This is a genomic window from Collinsella sp. SGI.095, from assembly GCF_050314535.1.
Classification (GTDB): domain Bacteria; phylum Actinomycetota; class Coriobacteriia; order Coriobacteriales; family Coriobacteriaceae; genus Collinsella.
Window position 1 is genome coordinate 78,240 of sequence record NZ_JBNPNG010000003.1, and the last position, 21,204, is coordinate 99,443.

Consider the following 21,204-nt stretch of genomic DNA (forward strand, 5'->3'; position numbering starts at 1 on the left):
ACGAAGGTGGGGGCAAAATGAATGTGACAAAGGGACTGTCCCTTTGTTACATAGAGAAAGGAATCGCGATGAGCGATCTGGAGAACAAGAAGAATCCTGTGGTCATTACCATCGCGCGCGACTTTGGCGCCGAGGGCCACGAGATTGGCCGCATGCTTGCCAACGAGTTGGGAATTCCGCTGTACGACAACGAGCTGCTGGTGCGTGCGTCGATGCGCGCGGGTGAGTCGCTCGATAAGATGGCCGCCTATGACGAGCGTCTGGCCGTGGAGAACATGGCGTTTCTGCCCGACCGCTACGATGCACGTTCGTACTCGGACAAGTTGTTCCAAAAGATGAGTCAGGTGATTTTGGACCTGGGTGAGACCGAGAGCTGCATTATCGAGGGTCGCCTGTCCGATTACCTGCTGCGTAACAACCCTAATCACATTGCCGTGTTGGTGACCGCACCCTTTGAGGACCGCGTCGAGATCGTGCGCAAGAAGCGTGGGCTCAACAAAAAGAAGGGCGCCAAGCTGGTCAAGCAGCAGCAGAAGGCACGCGAGGCGTTCTATAAGCGCTACAGCGCCGGAAAGTGGAAGATGACGAGCGGCAAGGATATCGTCGTCAACCGCGCCAAGCTGGGCCGCGAGGGCTGCAAAGACGTCATAGCCGCTGCCTACCGCTACAAGGTGGCTCAGCTCGAAGGCTAGCCGACCAAAAGCCATCACAAAGGGGACAGGCACCTTTGTGGTGGTCGGGCGGCTGACATAGAAAAAAGTCCCCGCCGGGCGTGTGCCCGACGGGGACTTTGCCGTTTGGTGGCTAGCGCTGCAGGTGATTACTCGCCCAGCAGGCTCTTGGTGATCGAAGCGGCGGCCTTCTTGCCGGCGCCCATCGCCAGAATGACCGTAGCGGCACCGGTGACGATGTCGCCGCCGGCCCAGATGCGGGGATCGGTGGTCTGGCCGGTCTCCTCATCGGCAACGATGTAGCCCCACTTGTTGAGCTCCATCTTGCCGCCGATCTTGGCAGCGAAGGGGTTGGCGTTGGTGCCGATAGCCGAGATCGCGACGTCGCAGGGGATCTCCTCGATGGCGCCCTCGATGGGCACCGGGCGACGACGGCCGGACTCGTCGGGCTCGCCGAGCTCCATCTTCTGGACCTTGACGGCGCACACGGAGCCGTCCTCGCCAGCGACAAACTCGAGCGGGGAGACGAGCGGCAGAACCTCGACGCCTTCGGCCTTGGCATGGTGCAGCTCGGCGCGGCGGCAGGGCATCTCGTCCTCGGTACGACGGTAGGCGATGATGGCGTGCTCGGCGCCCAGGCGCTTGGCGGTACGGACGGCGTCCATAGCCACGTTGCCGCCGCCAAAGACGACGACGTTCTTGCCATGCTTGGTGGGGGTGTCGTACTCGGGGAACTTGTTGGCCTTCATCAGGTTCACGCGGGTGAGGTACTCGTTAGCGAAGAAGACGTTGGGCAGGTTCTCGCCGGGGACGTTGAGGAACTTGGGCAGGCCAGCGCCGGTCGCCACGTAGATGGCGTCGAAGCCCTGCTCGAACAGCTCATCGGCCGTGGCCATGTTGCCCACGACGGAGTTGTACTCAAACTTGACGCCCATGTTCTCAAGGCCGTCAATCTCGCGCTTGACGACCGCCTTGGGCAGACGGAACTCGGGGATGCCGTAGACCAGCACGCCGCCGCCGGTGAAGAAGGCCTCAAAGACGGTAACGTCAAAGCCGTTGCGGGCGAGCTCGCCGGCGCAGGTGATGCCGGACGGGCCGGAGCCGACGACGGCGACCTTCTTGCCGTTCTTGGGAGCCATCTTGGGCGTGGAGGCGAGCTCGGGGCGGTCACCCAGGAAGCGCTCGAGCTGGCCGATGGCCACGGGCTCGGACTTCTTACCACGGATGCACTTGCCCTCGCACTGGTTCTCCTGCGGGCAGACGCGACCGCAGATGGCGGGAAGCATGGAGTCCTCGCGGATGGTATCGAGGGCGCCGCCAAAGTCCTTCTCGCGGATCTGCTCGATAAAGCGGGGGATGTTGATGTTGACGGGGCAGCCCTCAACACAGAACGGCTTCTTGCAGTTGAGGCAGCGCTCGGCCTCGGCCAGCGCCATCTCCTCGGTGAAGCCCTTGTCGACGGGGCGGAAGTCGCAGGCGCGCTCGGCGGCCGGCTCCTCGTTATCGGGGGTGCGGGGCGACTTCATATCGGCAACGAAACGACCGTTAACTAGTGGCATGCGCAGCTCTTTTCCTCATAGGCCTTGAGGGACTCGCCCTCTTCGGAACGGTAAGCGGCCTGGCGGGCACGAAGGTCATCCCAGTCGACCAGGGTGGCATCGAAGTCGGGGCCGTCGACGCAAGCAAACTTGGTCACGCCGCCCACCTCGACGCGGCAGCAGCCGCACATACCGGTGCCGTCAACCATGATGGGGTTGAGCGACGCGGTGATGGGGGTGTCGTACTTCTGGGCGGTGAGGGTCGAGAACTTCATCATCGGAACGGGGCCGACGCAGAAGACCTGGCTCACGGCCTTGTCCTGCAGCAGGCGCTCCAGCGGAGCGGTGACAACGCCCTGCTCGCCGTAGGAACCGTCGTCGGTGGTGATGTGGATGTGGTCCTCGTCGAGGAGCTCGCGGAACTGGTCTTCCATGAGCAGGAGGTCCTTGGTGCGAGCGCCCATGATGGCGTGCACCTCGTGGCCGGTCTCGACCAGGTGCTTGGCGACCGGGAAGGCAATTGCCAGGCCGACGCCGCCGCCAATGACGGCGCAGGGGCCCTCGGCCATCTCGGTGGGAACGCCCAGCGGGCCCACGACGTCGCGCAGCGACTCGCCGGCCTCGTAGGTGGAAAGCATCTCGGTGGTCTTGCCGATCACCATGAAGATGAACTCGACCCAGCCCTCGTCACCGTTCCAGCCGGCCAGGGTAAACGGGACACGCTCGCCCGTCTCGTTGGCGCGAACCATGAGGAACTGTCCAGCGTGCGCATGCTTGGCGATTGCAGGCGCCTCGATGCGGAACTTGAACACCTTCTCCGAGAACTGCGTCTTCTCCAGGATCTTATACATAGAACCCCTCTCTTGTTAGGGCAACCGAACCGTGCCTCCACGGAAATGGACGGCAGCCCGAATAAAACCGTACGCGCACAGGCGTTGTGCAGACATACGATGTAAATTATACCCTCATGGACGTGTTGCTTACGTGTATCTTTGGCAGGCGGGAAAAGTGATCTAGCACAAAGAGACAGGTTTATTTTGGCGGGTTTTATCAGATAAAACGACAAAAGGGGCCGGCCTTGCATATCGGTGAGGCCGGCCCCTTTTGAGGTGTTGGGCATGTATGGCGGCATAGGGTTTATTGCGATGCGGTCGCTGCGGCGTTTTCGCATATAAAACCTGCCAAAATAAACATCCCTTTTTGGTAGGTTTTAGTGCTTGCCGTTGGCAGAGGCGGAACCGTTGACGTGGTCGCGGGCATAGATTACGCCGTGCACAATCGCCAGGCCGGCGGCGTCGGCGGCGCGGGCGCAGGTGTCCTGGAAGTCCTCGGCCTCGCGGGCGCGCAGCTGCTTGAGCACGTAGTCGGCGACAGCCATCTTGCCGGGAGGGTTGCCGATGCCGGTGCGGATGCGGCTAAAGTCGCGGCTGCCCATCTTGTCGATGATGGAACGCAGGCCGTTGTGGCCGGCGTGGCCGCCGCCCACCTTGACGCGCACGTCGCCGGCGGGAATGTCGAGCTCATCGTGGATTACGAGCAACTCTTCGGCCTTGATTTTGTACTCGCGGCAAAGCTTGGAGATGGGGCCGCCCGAGGTGTTCATGTACGACTGCGGCTTGACCAGCACAATCTGGCGCTTGCCGCCCTCTTCCTCTGGATCGTTGATGTTGATGAGCGCGACCTCGGCGCCGGCCTGGTTTTTCCAGTACGTGACGCCGGCCTGACGCGCCAGCTCGTCGATCGCCTTAAAGCCTGCGTTGTGGCGGGTCTCGGCATACTCATCGCCAGGGTTGCCAAGTCCGGCAACCATGCGAATCTTAAGCGGCTGTGCAGCTGCCATGTGCTTCCTTTCATCGATTTGTCGCCTGCTATGGTGAGCGACCCCGTTGTTGCTGTCAAATGGAGGGTGATTGAGGCTGCATGAGGGCGTTTGGACAGTCGTTAGAAGCCGGGATGGACAGTTAGTTCAGATTTGTATAAACCAAGAGATCTTTGACTGCCAAAATCGGGGCCACGGAACTGTCACGGCGCTTTGGGGAGCACAATTTGTGCTATTTCAGATCTTTTGAGTCTTCAAATGAGGTGATTGGCGCCGGGATGGCGGCAAACCACCTCGACATGAGCCGTCTGTTTATACAAATCTGAACTAACTGTCCAGCCATGCTCGGTAGCACTGGGTAAAAGTCTTTTAGACCGGCGCGAGGCCGATTCCGGCCCGCAGGGTGTTGAGCCAGGCGGCCTGACGCTTGCGATAACCCTTGATGCGGTAGCGGAATCGAACTCCCGCAAGTCGATGCATCGTCTGGGCGAAGGCTTCGAGTGCAACAAGGTCCTTCATTTGGTCGCGATTGATAACCAGGACGTGGATACCCATGGCCTTAAGGCCATTGTTGCGATTGCCATCGTGGATGCGAGCGTTTTGAAGCTCATGTCCAATTCCGTTGTATTCGTTGTCGACTCCGGCTGCTGGGCAATATAAGTCGCAGATGGCGTAGGGGATGCCCGAGGACATGTTGACCGCAAGGGTGTCGAAATCGACACGATAGTTGAGCAGCAGGCCTCCCATGGGCAGGCTGCAACACCCGAATCCGCCAAACCGCATGGGTGCGCCCAGGACGGCGAACATCAATGATTCCGCTGGGGATGCGGATCCGGCCCGGGCGAGTTTGATAGCTGTGCGAAACGAGGCGTAGGAACTACTTTTGGCAAACCGTGCGACCGCCTCGAGCTCTTCGATGGTTGTGGCGGGCTCGCATTTGTAGTGTGCCTGTTCGTAGCGGGTTTCGGCTTGCTTTTCGGGTGTCGGTTGATCGCCCTGGCAATCGAGATCGTCCATCGTTTCGAAGCTGTTGGCCTCGGGCCACGTGTCGTCGTAGGCGATGGGGTAAGTTGCTTCGGGCGGAAGTGAGTAGGTCCCGAGCAGTTCCATGAGAAGCATCAAGGTTTTGGCAACCGATTCATTTTTGGAACAAAGCATGGCCGTCATGGCGGGAGACGTTGCGTAGATGTCGGCTTCGATGTGCATGATCGCGCCCTGGGGGAGAGGGGCGGTGATGGTGTGCTGGAGGAGCCGTCCGTCGGGTCGTCTGTTGCTGCCGCTTGCAACAAAGAGGTCTAGACGCTCGGAGTCGTCTTCGCTCCAGGCGTCAAGTATTGCAAGGGCCGCAAAGTCTATGGCGTCCTTGTTGGGAACGCAACCTACGAGGGCTTGTGTCTGTTGCTCGTCATCGATGGCGTCCCAGGGAAGGGCGGAGTACGCCCGTCGAGCGCGGCGAATTGCGCGGAGGGCGGAGAGATGTGAAATTACGGTTGTCATAGCTATAAGGTACTAAGCCGTTGGCGAAATGATATGGCCGTGTCGTTCTTTTCGCTCAAAGGGGCGTCGCGCGCCGCGGGCGGTAACGACATCATACGGAATGCCTTGGAAAAGTGGAGAATGGAGTGATGGGTTGGCCTTGGAGGCATCTACTGAGATGGGTGCTGGACAGTTAGTTCAGATTTGTACAAGGCGACCGGGGTGTATTGCCGTTGTTGAGGGACTCGGTGGGCAAAATGGGGCCGATGGCATGGTGAAGAGATCCATAGGTGGAGGAATCGAGCGGAATTATGACGGCAAGAGAGTTTTCGACGCATTAAATGGCCCAAACGAATGCCACATTAATACAAATCTGAACTAACTGTCCAAGGCGGGTTGTCGAGGGGCAGAAAAAAGGGTCGGAAGCGAGCCTCCGACCCTTTAAAAACACCAAAGATGATGCGCTGCGCGCTGGATTACAGCGCGAAGTCGCCGCCGACGAGCGTGGAGACGGGCTCCTCGTGGTAAACGGCAGAGATGGCCTCGGCGAACTCCTCGGCGACCGAGATAGTCTTGATCTTGCCGCCAACCTCGACGGGGATGGCATCGGTGACGAGGCACTCGACGATGGGGGCGTCGTTCAGGCGCTCGATGGCCGGGCCCGAGAAGATGCCGTGGGTGGCGCACACGTAGATGTCGCCGGCACCCATGGCCTTGAGCTCCTTGACGTTGGCGCACAGGGTGCCAGCGGTGTCGATCATGTCGTCATTGATGATGCAGGTCTTGCCCTTGATGTCACCGATGATGCCCATGACCTCGGCGGCGTTGTGGCGCGGACGGCCCTTGTGGGCGATGGCGAGGCTGCAGCCGAGCATGTCGGAGAGCTTCTTGGCAGCTTTGGCGCGACCCACGTCGGGGGAGACGACAACCAGGTTGTCGGTGTCGAAGTGCATGTCGTTGTAGTACTGGCCAAACAGCGGCAGTGCAGACAGGTGGTTAACCGGGATATCGAAGAAGCCCTGAATCTGGCCCTGATGCAGGTCGAGGGTGATGATGCGGTTGACGCCAGCGCGCTCGAGCAGGTTGGCGACGAGGCGGGCGGTGATGGGCTCGCGCGGGCCGGCCTTGCGGTCCTGGCGGGCATAGCCGTAGTGGGTGATGACGGCGGTGATGGAGCGGGCGGATGCGCGCTTGGCAGCGTCGGTGGCGATGAGCAGCTCCATGAGCATGTCGTTGACGTTGCCGCCGGCCACGGACTGAATCAGGAAGACGTCGGCGCCGCGGACGGTCTCGTCGTAGCGGGCGTAAATCTCACCGTTGGCGAACTGCTTTAGCGTAAGGCCCGAAAGCTCGACCCCAAGGTACTCAGCGATCTTCTGAGCGAGGGGACGGTTGGAGGAACCGGAATACACGCGGATGGACTTGCGCATATTCTCCGACTTCTCGGGATCATTAATCGGCATTGCCCTTCTCCTTTATATATCGAATGCCATATAGATGCCTTGTTGCATTGTAACCGCGTAGCGGGGTTTATCGGGTCTTGATAACGTCTTTACCGTCAACGGACACGAACCGACCACTCATCCGGTCGCGCAGGTCAGCATAGAAAAAGGAGCCATCCCCATGGGAACAGCTCCTTAGATGTTTGGTAAAACGTTATACCTCGTCGTCCTCGTGCAGACGGCGGCGATAATCGGCGGCCCAGCCCTCAATATTTAGCTGACGGGCGCGGCCCAGGCCGAGTGCGTCAGCCGGGACCGGCTCGGTGATGACGGAGCCGGCGGCCACGAGTGCGCCGTCGCCGATCTGGGCGGGCGCGACCATCATGGTGTCGGAACCGATGAAGGCATCCTTGCCGATGACGGTCTTGTGCTTGTGCACGCCGTCGTAGTTGCAGGTGATGGAGCCCGCGCCCACGTTGACGCCGGAACCCATGGTGGTGTCGCCGATGTAGGACAGGTGCGGCACCTTGGAGCCCTCGCCGATCGTGGACTTCTTGATCTCCACGTGTGTGCCTGCCTTGGAGCCATCGAGCATGTGGGTGCCTGGGCGCAGGTAGGCGCGCGGGCCGCAGTCGACGCCGTTCTCGATGACAGCCTCGATGGCGATAGTCTCATCGATGGTGCAGCCGCTGCCAACGGTGGTGTCGGTGAGGCGGCTGTTGGGGCCGAGCTGGCACTCCTCGCCCACGGTGACGCGGCCGATCAGGTGCGTCTGCGGCCACACGACGGTGTCGCGGCCGATGACGGCGTCGGGGCCGATCCAGGCCTGCGTGGGGTCGATGAAGGTAACGCCCTCGGCCATCCAGTGCTCGTTGATGCGGTCGCGCGCGATAGCGGTGAGTTGCGCGAGCTGGATGCGGCTGTTGACGCCCAGGCCGTCGCGGTAGTCGTCGCAGTGGAAGATGGAGACTGCCTGGCCGTGGCCCTTGAGAATCTCGAGCATGTCGGGCAGGTAGTACTCGGACTGCGCGTTGTCGTTGCCGATCTCGCTGATGTGGGCGGCGAGCTGCGCGCCGTCGAAGGCGTAGCAGCCGGCGTTGCACTCGAGCAGCGTGGCGGCCTGCTCGGGCGTGCAGTCCTTCTGCTCGATGATGCGCTCGATCTGACCGTCGGCGCCCAGCTTGATGCGGCCGTAGCCAAAGGGATCGGGCGGGGTCATGGTCATGACGGTGCAGGCGAGCTCGCCGGTAGCGACGGTCTTTGCGAACTTGGCGACGGTGTCGGCGGTGATGAGCGGCAGGTCGCCGTTGAGCACGACGACGGGGCCTTGCATGATGCCGCATGCCTCGAGCGCGACCTTTACGGCGTGGCCGGTGCCCAGGCGCTCGGTCTGTTCGACGCACTCGACCTTGGTGGCGCTGTTGGCGTAGGCGCCGTCGATAAGGGCGCGCATCTCGTCGGCGTGGCTGCCGATGACGACCACGACGCGGCTGCAGCCGGCCTTGATGGTGGCGTCGACGATCCACTGGACCATGGGCTTGCCCAGGATCTTGTGCGAAACCTTGCAGTGGTTCGACTTCATGCGGGTACCCTCGCCGGCGGCGAGGATAATTGCGGTTGCGTCCATGTGATCTCCTGTTACGTTATAGACACGTGAGTTTGGAAACGATACACGGCGCAATATGATACCGCAGGCATATGATGAGCGCGTAACGATTGGCGCATGGCGGCTGATGTCGGTGCCGCCGGCGTGACGTTTGCGCTGGTTGTGCATGGCGGCGGCACTGCGGCGTTGGCGTTTGAGCGAGGGGATGGGGGTGTCCGTGGATATCATGCGAGAGGAATCGGGCAACGAACCCGTCGCGGCATTCTCGATGTCGCATCCGGCGGTGCCGGCGCTCTACATGGTGCTGACGCTGGGGCTCACCATGTTCTCGATGCAACCGGTGCTGCTTGCGCTGTCGCTTGCGGGCGGGCTGGCGTATGGGTTTGCGACGCGCGGCGTCGCACGCACGTTGGGGGCACTTCGCTGGCAGCTGCCGGTGATTTTGATTATCGCGGTGCTCAACCCGTTATTTAGCGCTTCGGGCTCGACGGAACTGTTCCGCATTGGCATGCGTGCGGTGTATCTGGAGAGTATGGTATACGGCCTGTGCATGGGCGGGCTGTTTGTGGCGAGTGTGCTGTGGTTTGAGGCCGCGGCGTCCATGCTTAGCTACGACAGGGTGCTTGCGCTTTTGGGTAACACCGCGCCGGTGATCGCGCTCATGATCTCGATGTGTATGCGGCTTATCCCGCAGTTTTTGCGTCGCGGTCGCACGGTGCTGGCGGTGCAGGATGCGATTGATGTGCCGGGCCGCGCGCCGGCCGACCCCGTGCGTTCGCGCCTACGGGCATCGAGCGTGTTGATGGGCTGGGGCATGGAAGATTCGCTGGAGCGTGCGGACGCCATGCGCTCCCGTGGGTGGGGCGCCGCGGCGCGTCGCACGACGTACGCGCGGTATCGGCTGGCGCGCGGCGACGTTGCCGCGCTGGTTGGGCTTGCGCTGTTTGGCGTGGCCACGGCGGCAGTGGCGTGGACCGCGACGATGCAGTATTCGTTTTACCCGCAGCTTTCGGTGCCAGCGCCGTGGCCAGGCTATGTTGTATACGCGACCTGGATGGCGCTGCCCTGCGTGGTGCATGCGATTGACGAGAAGAGGTTTGGCTGATGGCTCGGTTGGACGGGAGCATCATGGCGGACGCGGTGTGCGGCTCGGATATGCCGGCGATTGAAGTGCGGGGCCTGCGCTTTGCCTATCCCGGGGCCGAAGTGCCGGTGTTCGAGGAGCTCGATTGGCGTGTTCCCCAAGGGACGTTTGCGTTGCTTGTCGGTGGTACCGGGTCGGGCAAGTCGACATTACTCTCGTTGCTCAAGCCCGAGATTTCGCCGGCGGGCGAATGCTCCGGCGAGCTGCGCATGCTGGGCGAAAGCGTTGCCAACATGGACGTTCGCGCGTCCGCGGAGCGCGTGGGTTATGTGTTTCAGGACCCCGAGAACCAGATTGTGTGCGAAACCGTGTGGCACGAGATGGCGTTTGGCCTGGAAAACTTAGGCATGTCGCGCGACGAGATGCGCCGTCGCGTGGCCGAGACCAGTTATTTCTTTGGTGTGGAGGATTGGCTCCACCGCGATACCGATGCGCTTTCGGGCGGACGCAAGCAGCTGCTGTCGCTTGCAGCCGTGCTGGCGTTGCGCCCTCGCGTGCTGCTGCTCGACGAGCCCACGTCCCAACTGGATCCCGTTGCCGAGAAAAATTTTCTGCATGCGCTGTTTCGCGTGAATCGCGAGCTGGGCTGCACGGTTGTTGTGGCAACGCACCAGCCGCGCCCGATGCTCGAATACGCGACGTGCGCGTATCGGATTGAGGGCGGGCGCGTATGCGAGGTCGCTGACATCGCCTCCTTGGGGCATCGCGAAGAGCTGTTTTCTGGCGAGGTGCCAGGGTGGGGTGGCTCGCGGCGTGCAAAAAACGGAGTTTTCAGCAGCGCCAGTGGCCGGCCGGGCTATTTGGACCCGCGCGTGGGCGCTCCGGGCGCAAAAAAAAGACCGAAATCGGACAAATCGGCTGAATTTGAGGCGCAAATCCTGTCGCAAGACGACTCGGGGGCGCCGTCGTGCGCCGGTGGATGCCGAATACTCCCAAAAATGCACGCTGGGTCGGCTACCACCCTGGCAGGGGGCTGGTTTCGCTACGATCGAGCGTCCGGCTGGGTGCTGCGCGGGCTCGATGCGTCGTTTTCGGCAGGCGCGGTGCATGCTGTTGTGGGCGGTAACGGCTGCGGTAAGTCGACAATGCTTTCGGTGCTGGCCAAGACGGTCAAGTTGCAGCGTGGGCATATGGAGCGCGGGGCGGCCTCGGCGGCACTGCTGCCTCAGAATCCCAAGGCGCTGCTGGTTGCCGAGACGGTGCGCGAGGAGCTGATGGAATGGGCTTCGACCTGCGGATATGACGAGGCTATGGCGCGAGAGCGCGCGACGAGTCTGGGATTGTCCGGCTTGGATGGGCGCCATCCGTACGATCTTTCGGGCGGGCAGCGCCAGCTGCTTGCGTTGGCAAAGCTGCTGTTGATCGGCCCCGAGCTGCTATTGCTCGATGAGCCCACCAAGGGTCTGGACCTGGCCAGCCGTCGCATCATCGCCCGCGCCCTGCGCGACCATGCGGAGGCCGGCGGTACCGTCATCATGGCAACGCACGATCTGGGTTTTGCCGAGCAGGTTGCCGATGACATTGCCATGATGTTCGACGGTGAGATTGCCTGCATGGAGCCGCCCGCCGACTTTTTTGCCGACAATGTGTTTTATAGGGCGTGATGGGATGGCGGATTATCGCGTCTTGCGCCTACTCGCAAAACTGGAGATCCCACTGCTGCTGGCGGTGCCAGCGGTAATGGCCGCGGCGTTGCTGGCAGGCGTTGAGCAGGCGGCGCTTGCCATGCTTGTCGTGGTGGCGCTGGTGCTCGCGCTGTTCTTTGCGGGCTACGAGGCGTCGCGACCGGGCCTGCGCCAGATTATGCCCACGCTGGTTCTGGCGGCGTTGGCCGCGGCGGGGCGTATCTTGTTTGGCCCCATTCCCGACTTTAAACCCGTGAGCGCCATCGCCATTATCGCCGGGGCGACGCTCGGTCGTCGTAACGGCTTTATGGTCGGTGCGCTGGCGGCGCTGACCAGCAATTTCTTTTTTGGACAGGGCATGTGGACGCCGTGGCAGATGTATGCTTGGGGGCTCGTGGGATACGTTGGCGGTGCGCTGGCGTATGCGGGTGCGTTCGACCGCGCCGACGGCACCGTGCGCATGCCAGCGCTGATGGCGTACGGCTTTGCGTCGGGCCTGCTCTATGGCGCCGTGATTAACGCCTACGACATCATCGGTTTTGTGCAACCGCTCACGTGGGCGGGCGCCGTGGCGCGTCTTGCCACGGCGGTACCGTTCGATATCACACACGGCCTTGCGACCTGCGTGTTCTTGGCCGCTCTCTACAAACCTTGGTGTCGTCGCATTAACCGTGTCGTCGTGAAATACGGGCTGTAGTGGCGGTTGTGCCGGGGCGAGAATCAATACTGTTGAAGTGCCATTTTAAAACTATGCCGGTTTACGGGGCTAGATTGGCACAGGCAGACCATACAGGCTTTTTCCGAAAATAGACGATCCGTCTACCTGCGGTTTTATTTTGCTTGAATTGCGTTTGGTTGGGGATTTGCGATTTAGCCCCGTAAACCGGCATAGTTTTAAAATGGCCGGCTGATATGACGGGCGTCGTGGCCCTCAGAGAGCCAAATCGATCCGTTTTCTTCCGCTCCCAGACGTCACCAGGGAATCAGTTGACGGCGCTTGCCACGAAACTAGCCCATCTACTACGTTTAGCTTGATACCCTCGACCATGACCGTGTTTTATGAAAACCGCAGGCTTTCTACCTGCGGTTTTCTTTTTGCGTTGTTCGCCGTGGTTGAGGGTGGTGGCTTAAACGTAGTAGATGGGGCAGTTTCGTGGCGGGTGTGCCGCGTGGATTCCCTCGCGAGGTGAAAACGATCCGTTTTGCTTCGTCCCCGAGGGGTCGGCTGGGGCTAGAGCTCTAGGGTGAGGGTGACGGGGCAGTGGTCGCTGCCAAAGATGTCGCCGCGGATGCCGGTGTCGCGCACGTTGCCGGCGATGGCGTCGCTCACCAGGAAGTAATCGATGCGCCAGCCCGCGTTGTTCTTGCGGGCATTAAAGCGGTAGCTCCACCAGCTGTAGACGCCCTCGACGTCGGGATTTGCCGCGCGCCAAGTATCGGTAAACCCGGCGTCGAGCAGCTCGGTAAACTTACCGCGCTCCTCGTCCGAAAAGCCTGCGTTGCCGCGGTTGGACTTTGGGTTTTTAAGGTCGATCTCCTCGTGCGCGACGTTAAAGTCTCCGCAGGTCACCACGGGCTTGCCGGTCTCGCGCTCGAGTCCCGCCAAAAAGCCGCGATAGGCATCGTCCCAGGCCATGCGCACATCGATGCGCGCGAGCTCATTTTGGGCGTTGGGCGTATAGACGTCCACAAACCAAAACTTGTCGAACTCGAGCGCGCAGACACGGCCCTCGGTCGCGGCCTGCGCCACGAGCTTGGCTGCCGCGCCCTCGCCGGCGTAAGGCAGCAGCGCATCGGCGCGCAGCACGCGCAGCGGTTCCTGGCGGCTAAAGACCGCAGTACCCGAATAGCCTTTACGTTCGGCGTAACTCCAGGTTTGGTGATAACCGGGCAGGTCGATATCGGCCTGGCCCTCCTGCAGTTTGGTCTCTTGCAGCGCCAGGATATCGACATTGAGCTCCTGTGCGATCTGGATAAAGCTCGGGTCCTTTTTGAGCACGGCGCGCAGACCGTTGACGTTCCACGAGGCGAAAGTGTAAGTCTGAGGCATGGTGTCCTTTCGACGGGGTTAGCAGGCTTAAGATTAGCGCAAAAGGGGCGGTGGTGGGCTCCGCGCGTGCTGACTCAAAGGCCGCATGCTGGGATGTCGCCCGACGCTGCCCGACCAACAAGGACGGAGGACTCATATGACGCAGGCGATATCGGATCCCAAGCGGGCCTCCGCCGCACTGGCGGAGCTGTTTGGTACCCACAAGCGTGTGGTCTTCTTTGGCGGCGCCGGTGTTTCCACGGCGAGTGGCATTCCCGATTTCCGCAGCGTGGACGGCCTATATCACCAACAGTTTGCCTACCCGCCCGAGACCATGCTCTCGCATAGCTTTTACGAGGCGCATCCGGTCGAGTTCTTCGACTTCTACCGCACCAAGATGATCTCACTTGGCGCCAAGCCCAACCGCTGCCACACCAAGCTGTCCGAGCTGGAGCGTGCCGGCAAACTAAATGCCGTGGTGACGCAAAACATCGACGGCCTGCATCAGATGGCGGGCTCGCAGCGCGTGTTCGAGCTGCACGGATCGGTCCATCGCAACATTTGCCAGTCGTGCGGCGCGGTCTATAGCGCCGAGTGGATTTGCGCCCGCGGGCACGAGGACGCCGCGGGTGTGCCCGTGTGCCCCGCGTGCGGCGGGCGCATTAAGCCCGATGTGGTGCTCTACGAGGAGCCGCTCGACGAGCATGTGCTGACCGACGCCGTTGCCGCCATTGCCGCGGCCGATGCCCTCATTGTGGGCGGGACCTCGCTCGTGGTGTATCCGGCGGCGGGTCTTACGCGATACTTTACCGGCGATACGCTGGCCATATGCAATCTTGCTCCCACCGATCAGGATGCAAATGCCGACCTGCTGATTTCTTGCGACATCGCTGCCGCGTTTGCGTTCTAGCCCGCGCGCGCGGATACAATAGAAAGACTAATTGCAAAGCGACCCCGCCGCCTGCGCCCGAGCGTGGCGGCGCGGGCATTTTAGGAGGATGTTCATGGCGAACGACAGCAAGACATGGCGGTGCGGAAAGTACGAGCTCAGCTTTGACCGTCCGCGCATCATGGGCGTCCTCAACGTGACGCCCGATTCGTTTAGCGACGGCGGGGAGCATTTCGACCCGGATGCCGCCATCGAGTACGGCCTGGCGATGCTCGATGCCGGCGCCGACATCATCGACGTGGGCGGCGAGTCCACGCGCCCGGGTTTTACCCCGGTCAACCCCGATGAGGAGGCTCGCCGCGTGCTGCCCGTTGTGCGTGCGTTGGCCAAAGAGGGCGCCATCGTCTCGATCGACACACGTCACGTGGCGGTTGCCAAGGCGGCCGTGCGCTGCGGCGCCTCGATCGTCAACGACGTGACGGGCTTCACCGACCCCAAGATGGTCGAGTTTGTCGCGACGAGCACCTGCGGCGTCATCGTGATGCACGCCGGCGAGGTCGCCGCGCCCGCTCGCACGCATGCAACGGTGCAGCTCGATACCTCTGCCGCGGCGTTTGTTGCCGAGAAGGCGCGCGAGGCGGCTGCCGAGGCCGCGCGCGAGGCCGAGAAGCCCGCCCGCCGCCGTCGTGGCAAGCTGCTGGGCGAGCCCAAGACGGAGGCCAAACTGCCGGGTGGCGTGGTGCAGCCCTCGCTGCCGTTTGGCGATCCGGAGCCAGCGCCCGAGCTAACGGGCGAGCAGAAGCAGGAGACGCCGGCCGCCGAGCAGGTTGCCCCTGCCGCCGAGGCCGCCGCGACCCCTGAGCCCGCGCCGGAGCCCAGCGATCACTTGGCCGCCATGATGCGCCGCAGCGCCCGCCGCGAGGAGGCTTATGTGCCCACCTCGCAGCTCCGCCGCTTTACCCTGCCCGATTCGGCGCCCATCATGCGCCGCGTCATGGGCTTTCTGTCCGATCAGGCCCGCGCGCTCATCCACGCCGGCGTGTCACGCGACCGTATCTGCATCGATCCGGGTCCGGGTTTTGGCAAGACGGCCAACGAAGACATCGTCATCCAGCGCGAGACCGCCAAGATGGCGTCGCTGGGCTATCCGCTCATGTGCGCCGTGTCGCGCAAGCGCTTTGTGGGCGCCGTCTCGGGCGTGACCGAGGCCGCCGAGCGCGATGCCGCCACCTTTGGCGTGTGCCTGGGCGCTATCCAGGCCGGTGCCAACATCGTGCGCGTGCACGATGTCACCGGCTTTGCGCAGTTCCTGAACGGCTACTGGGCTGTTGCCAAGCCGCAGCCGCGTCGCGCGTTTGTGGCCGTGGGCTCCAACCTGGGGCATCGTTGCGACAACATCCGCGCCGCGCGCGACATGATCGCCGAGATTCCGCTCACCTGTGTGTCCAACTGCTCGCGCATCTACGAGAGCGAGCCGGCCTACGAGACACGCCAGGACGCGTTTGCCAACGCTGTCATCGAGATCAAGACCGAGCTGGCGCCGCTGGTGCTGCTCGACGAGCTTATGAAGATCGAGGCCGAGCTGGGGCGCGACCGATCCAAGAAGGCCAAGGTCAACGGCCCGCGCACCATCGACCTGGACCTGCTGTGGATGGATGGCGAGACCCATGGCGGCAAAAAGCTGCGCCTGCCGCATCCGCTCATTGGCGAACGCGACTTTGTGCTGGTGCCGCTCGAGGACCTGATGCACGACCCGGCGCGGTTCTTCCGCTTCAACGGCGTCGAGGTCAAGGAGCCCGAGGATCGCGTGGGCCATATCGTGGGCGAATTGGGGCGTATGTAGATGATCGAGATGAATGCTGTTGCCGCCGGTACCGAGCTCGACGCGGCACGTGACGCGGGCCGCGAGGGCGTGTCCGCGGGCTGGTGCGCCTGGAGTGCCGGCGACACATCGTTGACGTTTTCGCTGGTCGTGCGCCCGGATGTGAATATGCACGCCTTCCATGGCCTGCCGTTTGTGGCGGCGATGGGCATGATGGACGCGCTCGCGGGAACGGCATCGACGCCGGGGCTGGGCCTTACCGGTAAGGTGGGCATTCAGTGGCCGAGCGATATTATGTGCGGCGCGCCCGCGTTTGAGACGTCGTTTGCACGCGTCGCCGTCAACGGTGGCGCCGGTGCCGCGGGTATGTTCGGTGCCGTGACGGTGGATATTGAGCGCGCGGCGCTGGGCGAACTTGGCTTGGATGTGACCGATGAAGCGCTGGTCGAAGCGCTGACTACCGCCGTGCTGGCCCGCGTGGACGCCTGGGCGGTTGTCGCCAACACGCCGCAGGGCGCCGCCGGCCCGCTGGCTCCCGTGCTGGGCGAGTACTTCGACATGGTGCCGCTGCTGGGCCGCCAGGTTGCGGCGGTGTCGCCCAACGGCTTGCCGCTTGCGGTTGGTGTGTTTGCGGGCCTGGACATCTGGGGTCGCGCGACCATCAAGACCGATGCCGGCGAGCAGGAGTTTCCGCCCGAGGCCGTACGGATTCGCGGGCTGTAACGCGAGATGCCCGCGCTCAAAGACAACGATGACAACAAGACCCTCCCCGGCAGAGCGAACTGCCTCTGCCGGGGAGGGTCTTTGCGCGACTACAGGGTGGCATCGCGGCCCTATTCCTCAAAACTGAAAAATTTTCGTTTTTGAGGAATAGGATTAAGGCAGCTCGGCCTTTCGCGAGGTATATTCGCTATAGAGCCTATTCCTCAAAACTGAAAAATTTTCGTTTTTGAGGAATAGAGATAAAAGACCGCGAGGAGGCCCCGATGAAACTCATCAATAGAGCGTCATATATGGACACGTTGACGAGCCTTATTGGCGTGCCGGATATCAAGGTCATCACGGGCATCCGCCGCAGCGGTAAATCAAAATTGCTCGAGGCCCTCCGCGATTACGTGGAGGCAAATCTGCCTAATTCGAATGTCATCCGTATCAACTACAACCTCGATGAGTTCGAGAACCTGCTCGAGTATCACGCGTTGCTCGCTTATGTAAAAGATCATAGAGTGCCCGGCAAACAAAACGTTCTGCTTATCGATGAGGTTCAGATGTGCGACGGTTTTGAGCGTGCGATCAACAGCCTTCACGCATCCGAGCATTATGACATCTTCATTACCGGATCGAATGCCTTTTTGCTGTCGAGCGATCTGTCGACGCTCTTTACGGGGCGCACGTTCGAGATCGAGGTTTTCCCATTCTCGTTTGAGGAGTATCGTCTCTATGGCGACGAGGGCGAGGTCGACCGTGGCTTCGATGAGTATGCGAGAACCGGCGGTATGTCTGGCTCTTACCCTTATCCACTGCAGGAGCAGCGCTATCAATATCTCTCCAACGTCTTTAAGACGCTCATTGTGAGAGATATCGTGCGGCGGCATAACGTGAGAAACGAATCGGCGCTGCTGCGCATTGCCGATTACATGATGGACAACGTTTCCAACATTACGTCGGCACGCAACATTACCGATGCATTAAATGCGGATGGGCTAAAGATTACGAACAAGACGGTCGGTGCGTACATGGGGTACCTGTGCGATGCGTTTGCCTTCTATAAAGTTCGTCGATATGACATTCGCGGCAAGAAATACCTTAAGAGCGGCGAGAAGTATTACCTGGCAGACCACGCGTTCAAATACGCGCTGCTCGGTACACGCAATATGGACTGGGGTCGCGTGTACGAGAACATGGTGGCCATCGAGCTGCTGCGCCGCGGATATGAGGTATACGTCGGCGTACTCTATAAAAAGGAAATTGACTTTATAGCAATCAAGCGAAGCGAGAAGCTCTACATTCAGGTGAGCGACGACATCAGCTCGGATAAGACATTTGAACGCGAGATTTCACCACTGCTGAGCATTGGCGACGCGTACCCCAAGATGATTCTCGCCCGCACGCATCACGAGGCCACGGACCGCAATGGGGTGCAGATCGTGGACCTGGCGAGGTGGCTGTGCGGCGAGGCGTAGCGTGCATCGAGCCTGTTCCTCAAAACTGAAAAATTTTCGTTTTTGAGGAATAGGAAGGCTTTGAGCCTCTTAGAAAGCCATTGGGCTGCCTTCCCGGTGCGAGATTTGTGTCCGCGCCGTGCGAAATAATAGTTTATGTCCTAACGATGGGAGCAGACTATGGCTGACAAAGCAAATTCGGCGTGTCCACAGGCATGGAGGGTTGCAAAATCCCTATCCGAGAAAATACTCGCTCAAGGCAAGAACGGGGTTTGGTCGCCTGCGTGCGTCGCGAGCTTGTTGACGATTGTACGAAAGGGTGCCTCGGGCGCCACATGTCGGGAGCTCGACATGCTCCTGGGCGATGGCGACATGTTTAGCGAGCGTGATCCCTTCGGCATCGAGCTGGAGCGGAACTGGGGCTATGACGGTTATGATGCGAACTCGGCAACGGCGGCTTGGCTTTCCAGGTCCGCGAGCCCATCGGAGGCGTTTCTGCACGAGTGCGACAAATGCAGCGTGCATGTGTCAATCGATGACTTGGCCGATCCGCGCGTTAGCCAACGGGTGACCGATTGGATAGCCGAACAAACTCACGGCCTACTGTCGCCAAGCATCGAGTTATCACCAGTGGCTCTTGCCTGTCTTGTGAGCGCGCTTTACATGAAGGATGCATGGGCGGATCCGTTTGACGGCGAATCGACCAAAGTTGAGACCTTCCATGCAAAGAACGGCGATGTTCAAGCAGCGTTTATGCGTGGCAAGCGCGATTGTGCGGTGATCGTCGAGAACGGCAGGGTTGCCTTCTTGTTGCCGCTCAGCTCCGATGCCGGCGTGTGTTTTGTTCTTCCGAGCGGCGAGGATGATCATATTGATGACGCGCTTGGGCTATTCGAGCGTCTGTCCCAAGGCGAGGGAGAATGGGAGCCCGTCGACCTGGGGATTCCTCGCTTTGAATGCGAGTCGACGCTCTCGGACGTCTGCTCGCTGCTAAAGGCCGCCGGCGTCTCTACGGCAACTGCGATGGAGCTTACACCTATGGTGGGGGTAGAGGGGACTCCAACGCAGATTGTCCATGGCGCGAAGTTCGCTGTCGATGAGAACGGGCTAGAGGCCGGCGCGTACACGGTGATGGTCGCTGTCGCGGGCCTTCCGCCGGAGAACCCGCCAGAGCCGCGCAAGATAACGCTTGACAGGCCTTTCTATGCAGCGCTCGTGTCTCGCACCGGCGTACCGCTCTTTGTGGCAAGCGTCGCGCTGCCGTCGGTGGACGTGCAAGAAAGGTGAGGTTGAGGTTTGCGAAGGGGGGGCTGCTATGCCAAGGGTTGCCAACGTACTCTTTCCAGCTGACTATTTTGAAAAGATAGCTCCAGATGGGTCGATGCGCATCGAATATGAGTCTGCGTGTGCTGAGGGGCGTCTTGACGTGGGGCTTTTCGATCTGGAACTGTTCGAGGAGCGTGGAGAGCTTGCGCTCTGCTTTTCTAGGCCATCGGACTGGTGCGGGGGTAATCAACCGCATGTTCACGGAGTTTATGGTCAAGGACTATGTAAAGTCGGTCAAAGGGACGAGGTTTCCCGTTAGCTTTCACACTCCCGTGAGCCAGGAGCGCATGGACGGGATTGTTAAAGAGTTCGTCAAGCTCCGCGGGGACCTTTTCACGGTCGGTATTGTCTGCAAAGAGTACGTTGATCTGGCCCGCTACCTTTCTGTTTTGATGAAACGTAGTCCCTTGATCTGGCTCACGGAGGGGTTGGAGAACTAGAGTTACCTAGTCCGCGCGTCAGAGAAACCGAGGGGATAAGACAATGCTCACGCTTGGCTCCGGTCCCTGTCTTACCCCAGCTCCTGCATGCGGCGGTAGATTTCGCAGATACCCTTAATGGTGAGCTGTCCATCGACCACGTCGAAGGCATCGGTCGAATCGGCGACGATGCCGGCGAGGCCTCCCGTGGCGATAACGGTGGCATCCTCGCGGCCCAGCTCGCGCTTCATGCGCGCGACCAGGCCTTCGGCCATAGCGGCGGTGCCCACCACGGCGCCGACCTTGATGCACTCCTCGGTATCGCGGCCGATGGCGTGCTCGGGCGCCTCGAGCGGCACGCTGGCGAGCTTGGCGGCGCGGGCGGCAAGTGCATCCATGGAGATGCGGATGCCCGGCGCGATCGCTCCGCCAATGTAATAACCGTCCTCATCGATGACGTCGATATTGGTTGCGGTGCCAAAGTCCACCACGATCGCCGGTGCGCCGTAGAAGGTCTCGGCCGCAACGGCGTTGGCGACGCGATCGGCACCTACGGCCTGGGGACGCGCCGCGCGCAGCTTGGTCACGGCGGCCGTCTGCGGCCCAATGACGATGGCGTCTGCGGCAATGCGGTCGGCCACGGCATGCCATTCGCGCGAGAGCTGCGGCACCACGCCCGCAAAGGCGATAGCGTCGACCGCGTCGAGCGAAAGGCCGTACATCTTAAAAAAACCCATCAGGCGCACATGGATCTCATCTGCGGTATAGGAGCGGTCGGTGGGCATGCGCCACGACTGCACCAGCTCGTCTCCGTCAAACAGGCCCATGGCCGTCTGCGTGTTTCCCATATCGATAGCGAGCAGCATGTCTACTCCCGGTTTCGGCATAAAAGGACGCGCACCATTGTATACGTGCTGTCGACGGCGCTCGGCTGCGATTCGTTTACGGTGATATGGGCTGAGAGGTTTTAAATATGAAGGAATTATGCTCTACGAGATTTTTCTTGCCGTCCACCGAACTCCCGAGTAATATTCTTTCTTGCGCATATGAGGCGCCCAGACATTGCGGGGTGGAGCAGTCTGGTAGCTCGCCGGGCTCATAACCCGGAGGTCGTAGGTTCAAATCCTGCCCCCGCGACCAAGACTTTTAGCAGCTCAGAGGCCTTGTTCCTCTGGGCTGTTTTCTTTTATCTTGACAATGCAGCGAGGACTCCTGAGCGGAATATGAGCAGATTGC

At 61.2% G+C, this 21,204-nt stretch carries 18 protein-coding genes and 1 tRNA gene; 11 read left to right on the forward strand and 8 right to left on the reverse strand.

Features of this window, described 5'->3' with window-relative positions; all coding sequences use genetic code 11:
- Window positions 1–68: 68 nt before the first annotated feature.
- A complete protein-coding gene (locus tag ACQRCA_RS01960) occupies window positions 69–692 on the forward strand; it encodes an AAA family ATPase (RefSeq protein WP_427717988.1) in 624 nt (207 codons plus the stop codon).
- A gap of 128 nt (window positions 693–820) precedes the next feature.
- Here the strand turns inward: ACQRCA_RS01960 and gltA are convergent, their stop codons facing one another.
- From gltA to glmU, 6 genes are all read right to left on the reverse strand, one after another.
- Window positions 821–2,230, reverse strand: a complete 1,410-nt coding sequence (gene gltA, locus ACQRCA_RS01965; protein ID WP_154516684.1) for an NADPH-dependent glutamate synthase — start codon at window positions 2,228–2,230, stop codon at window positions 821–823.
- Complete coding sequence (locus ACQRCA_RS01970; RefSeq protein ID WP_006235793.1) at window positions 2,221–3,060, reverse strand: sulfide/dihydroorotate dehydrogenase-like FAD/NAD-binding protein; 840 nt, start codon at window positions 3,058–3,060, stop codon at window positions 2,221–2,223. Before ACQRCA_RS01970 ends, gltA begins: the two co-directional genes overlap by 10 nt.
- 359 nt (window positions 3,061–3,419) lie before the next feature.
- Window positions 3,420–4,049, reverse strand: coding sequence for an aminoacyl-tRNA hydrolase (gene pth, locus ACQRCA_RS01975; protein WP_427717993.1), 630 nt, complete (start codon window positions 4,047–4,049; stop codon window positions 3,420–3,422).
- 348 nt (window positions 4,050–4,397) lie between these two features.
- Window positions 4,398–5,234 (reverse strand): hypothetical protein, encoded by an 837-nt coding sequence (locus ACQRCA_RS01980; RefSeq protein WP_427717995.1) that lies wholly within the window; start codon window positions 5,232–5,234, stop codon window positions 4,398–4,400.
- A gap of 746 nt (window positions 5,235–5,980) precedes the next feature.
- Window positions 5,981–6,967, reverse strand: coding sequence for a ribose-phosphate diphosphokinase (locus ACQRCA_RS01985; protein WP_154516678.1), 987 nt, complete (start codon window positions 6,965–6,967; stop codon window positions 5,981–5,983).
- A 193-nt stretch (window positions 6,968–7,160) separates the two neighbouring features.
- Window positions 7,161–8,573 carry a bifunctional UDP-N-acetylglucosamine diphosphorylase/glucosamine-1-phosphate N-acetyltransferase GlmU gene (gene glmU, locus ACQRCA_RS01990; protein WP_427717998.1) on the reverse strand — a complete coding sequence of 471 codons (1,413 nt, stop codon included), beginning with the start codon at window positions 8,571–8,573 and terminating at the stop codon, window positions 7,161–7,163.
- Between the two features lie 205 nt (window positions 8,574–8,778).
- Here glmU and ACQRCA_RS01995 point away from each other — a divergent pair, with 205 nt between their 5' ends.
- Genes ACQRCA_RS01995 through ACQRCA_RS02005 form a run of 3 tightly spaced genes read left to right on the forward strand, consistent with a single transcriptional unit; the run spans window position 8,779 to window position 12,018 of the window.
- The gene (locus ACQRCA_RS01995; RefSeq protein ID WP_427718158.1) at window positions 8,779–9,657 is read left to right on the forward strand and encodes an energy-coupling factor transporter transmembrane component T family protein; all 879 of its coding nucleotides are present in this window, start codon (window positions 8,779–8,781) and stop codon (window positions 9,655–9,657) included.
- A 23-nt stretch (window positions 9,658–9,680) separates the two neighbouring features.
- Window positions 9,681–11,300, forward strand: coding sequence for an ABC transporter ATP-binding protein (locus ACQRCA_RS02000; protein ID WP_427718000.1), 1,620 nt, complete (start codon window positions 9,681–9,683; stop codon window positions 11,298–11,300).
- A gap of 4 nt (window positions 11,301–11,304) precedes the next feature.
- Complete coding sequence (locus ACQRCA_RS02005) at window positions 11,305–12,018, forward strand: DUF6580 family putative transport protein (RefSeq protein WP_427718002.1); 714 nt, start codon at window positions 11,305–11,307, stop codon at window positions 12,016–12,018.
- A 534-nt stretch (window positions 12,019–12,552) separates the two neighbouring features.
- Here ACQRCA_RS02005 and ACQRCA_RS02010 read toward each other — a convergent pair.
- Entirely contained in the window at window positions 12,553–13,371 is an 819-nt protein-coding gene (locus ACQRCA_RS02010) for an exodeoxyribonuclease III (RefSeq protein WP_427718005.1), read from the reverse strand.
- Window positions 13,372–13,507: 136 nt separating this feature from the next.
- Between ACQRCA_RS02010 and ACQRCA_RS02015 the strand changes: the two genes are divergently transcribed.
- The 6 genes from ACQRCA_RS02015 (at window position 13,508) to ACQRCA_RS02040 (ending at window position 19,989) form a co-directional block, all read left to right on the forward strand.
- Window positions 13,508–14,260, forward strand: a complete 753-nt coding sequence (locus ACQRCA_RS02015; protein ID WP_427718007.1) for an NAD-dependent protein deacylase — start codon at window positions 13,508–13,510, stop codon at window positions 14,258–14,260.
- A 94-nt stretch (window positions 14,261–14,354) separates the two neighbouring features.
- A complete protein-coding gene (gene folP / locus ACQRCA_RS02020; RefSeq protein WP_427718010.1) occupies window positions 14,355–16,082 on the forward strand; it encodes a dihydropteroate synthase in 1,728 nt (575 codons plus the stop codon).
- Window positions 16,083–16,784: a hypothetical protein gene (locus tag ACQRCA_RS02025; protein WP_427718012.1), complete on the forward strand. Its 702-nt coding sequence runs from the start codon at window positions 16,083–16,085 to the stop codon at window positions 16,782–16,784.
- A 263-nt stretch (window positions 16,785–17,047) separates the two neighbouring features.
- Window positions 17,048–18,244: an ATP-binding protein gene (locus ACQRCA_RS02030; RefSeq protein ID WP_427718014.1), complete on the forward strand. Its 1,197-nt coding sequence runs from the start codon at window positions 17,048–17,050 to the stop codon at window positions 18,242–18,244.
- 159 nt (window positions 18,245–18,403) lie between these two features.
- Window positions 18,404–19,510, forward strand: coding sequence for a serpin family protein (locus ACQRCA_RS02035; protein WP_427718017.1), 1,107 nt, complete (start codon window positions 18,404–18,406; stop codon window positions 19,508–19,510).
- Window positions 19,511–19,758: 248 nt separating this feature from the next.
- Window positions 19,759–19,989, forward strand: coding sequence for a hypothetical protein (locus tag ACQRCA_RS02040; RefSeq protein ID WP_427718019.1), 231 nt, complete (start codon window positions 19,759–19,761; stop codon window positions 19,987–19,989).
- Window positions 19,990–20,060: 71 nt separating this feature from the next.
- On the opposite strand, the gene ACQRCA_RS02045 is transcribed toward ACQRCA_RS02040, so the two are convergent.
- Window positions 20,061–20,834: a type III pantothenate kinase gene (locus ACQRCA_RS02045; protein ID WP_427718022.1), complete on the reverse strand. Its 774-nt coding sequence runs from the start codon at window positions 20,832–20,834 to the stop codon at window positions 20,061–20,063.
- A 197-nt stretch (window positions 20,835–21,031) separates the two neighbouring features.
- Between ACQRCA_RS02045 and ACQRCA_RS02050 the strand changes: the two genes are divergently transcribed.
- Window positions 21,032–21,108: transfer RNA gene (locus ACQRCA_RS02050), tRNA-Met, on the forward strand.
- The last annotated feature ends 96 nt before the right edge of the window (window positions 21,109–21,204 follow it).